Below are 2,001 nucleotides of genomic sequence, written 5' to 3'. Positions count from 1 at the left end.
CTGCCCCGTCCACTTCCTTCTTATCCAGTAGCTCTTCCATCTTCTTATGGCCTTCCTCTTCATCAGCCACGTGGATTGTGGTTACGCCTTCTGCTTCTAACGTCCCGATATAGTACACATCGATTCCCGTCTTCGCTGCCGCCTGAGCTCCAGCGATCGCATTGGCTTCACCGTGTTCACTACCCATGCCTGTTAGAGCAATCTTCGGTTTGGCAGCGAAGCTCCCGCTTTCGATACCTTCCGCGATCTCGAGAAAGGTGGACGCTACTAATTCATTTAAATTCTTAGCCATTTTGCGCCTCCTCTACTCTGCTTTGTCTAGCATGTTTTGCGCGAAGTCCTTTAAGGCTTCGGCGATTAGTTGTTTCACTTCCGCTTTATCAAAGCTGCCGCCCTCTGTCTCGCCGCTATTAGGCTGCATAATAAAGGATACGCCGTCAAATAGGTTGGTCATTCGGCCAAGGAACAAGCTTCCTTTACCGATAATCATCGCTTTATTTACCTTGCCGGCTTTTATGTCTTCAAGTCCAAAGCCGATATAAGGTACACCCGATGGGATATGTCCCTGAGTAGGAGCCCAGCCGATCATCCCGTGGTTTTTAACGAAGTCATTTAAGTCTTTCGGAGTCATCTCCCCGCGCTTAGCAGCAAGAGCACCGATCATCTTGTAGTTAGCAAGGGGTACATCACCGGCACCTGCTGGTACGGTAATATCAGGGTTTTGCATCTCTGGCGAGTACTTATCGATATCTAGAATCTTAAGTCCGCCCTTTTCTAGACCGGAGATTACCAGGCCAGTCATAACTGCCTGAGGGGCTGAGCCTGTTCCCACGCTATGGCGTCCAAGAAGGTCAAGATTTACTTCCGGGCTAACGCCGTCATTTTCCGTAATCACTACAGCAAAGCCACCTAAGCAGTCCTCCAGAATCGGAATCTCTTTCTTAATGTGATCTTTTCCGTTCATACCAAGCTTCGCGGTACAACCACCACTAGTCACGATAACTGTCTTATAGGCCCCTGATTTCACAAGGGCAGCCGCTTCGATTACCGCATGCGTCGGTGCTGCACAGAAGCCACGTAAGTCCGATCCAGTAGCATTTACAAGACCAGCCACTTCTGCAGCAGCCTTGGCAAAGTTACCACCACCTCTTTGGTTCATGTCACCACAAGCTTCTTCCGCACAGTCCACTACGTAGTCAACGTCTTCTTTACGGATTCCTGCGTTCTTAACGGCATAAAGAAGCGCTAAGACGCTGGAAGCCTTACTCATCAGGTTCTCGTGCATTACGTGAGCCGATAAGTTGCTATCTATATCATGAGCTCGCTTTACGCAGCCCACTAGTTTTCCATCGTGATATAAGCCTTCAGCATCTTCGTTATTCACGAAGTTCTCGATTTCCGAAAGCTCTACGCCTTCGTGAATTCTGGCGCTGATGTCCTCGGAGATAATCGGATTGGCCATAAAGGCTTCTTTGTGAGAGGCAACAAATCCCTTCTCTAGGCGCACCACTTCGAACATATCCGAAGCTTGAACTAAGAGTAAGAATTCTTCCTGAGGCATAATTTCCCCAAACTTACCAAAGCGGTCTGCACCTTCCATTTTTTTGTTATACCAAGGAAGCTCTACTTCTCTTAGTTCGTCTGGATGTAGGTTTCCAATATAGGTCTGATTCGGATAATAATTCACTGCGTCTTCGAAGCTTCGCAGGTTCTTTGGTACTTCTTTCAAGTATTCAGACTCAGGATTCACAATTCTCTCGGTGGTCTGAGTGGTTCCGTTATGAAGTACCATATCTGGTGTATGTACCAGCACGTAGCTGGTGCCCTTAATTACACTATTCATCTTTTATCACCTTTCTGAGATAGAATTAAGGGGAATAGGGCTCTTTATTATCCCTATCCCCCGACTGATTCTCTAGTATTTCGTGTATTCGTCACGAATGGCCTTCATTTCATTCACGATATCGTCAATGTCAAGAACCATTTCCATCATACTAATCT

The 2,001-nt window shown here is 47.1% G+C and carries 1 protein-coding gene and 2 pseudogenes; all 3 read right to left on the bottom strand.

Annotated features, from left to right (window positions below; translation table 11 throughout):
* A pseudogene (locus tag NHH16_RS15280) lies at nt 1–292 on the bottom strand (glycine/sarcosine/betaine reductase complex component C subunit alpha); the annotation flags it as partial.
* 12 nt (nt 293–304) lie between these two features.
* Nucleotides 305–1,843: a glycine/sarcosine/betaine reductase complex component C subunit beta gene (gene grdC, locus NHH16_RS15275; RefSeq protein WP_262070455.1), complete on the bottom strand. Its 1,539-nt coding sequence runs from the start codon at nt 1,841–1,843 to the stop codon at nt 305–307.
* A 72-nt stretch (nt 1,844–1,915) separates the two neighbouring features.
* Nucleotides 1,916–2,001: pseudogene (locus NHH16_RS15270) on the bottom strand (glycine/sarcosine/betaine reductase complex selenoprotein A); the annotation flags it as partial.

It is taken from the genome of Ohessyouella blattaphilus, assembly GCF_024721265.1.
Lineage (GTDB): Bacteria > Bacillota > Clostridia > Lachnospirales > Lachnospiraceae > Aequitasia > Aequitasia blattaphilus_A.
Note: the sequence above shows the minus strand (reverse complement) of the source record. Positions and strands in the feature narration are given on the sequence as shown.

What these genes read in the sequence shown, in the direction of transcription:
- grdC (WP_262070455.1), bottom strand. Translation starts at nt 1,843, where the DNA reads ATGAATAGTGTAATTAAGGGCACCAGCTACGTGCTGGTACATACACCA.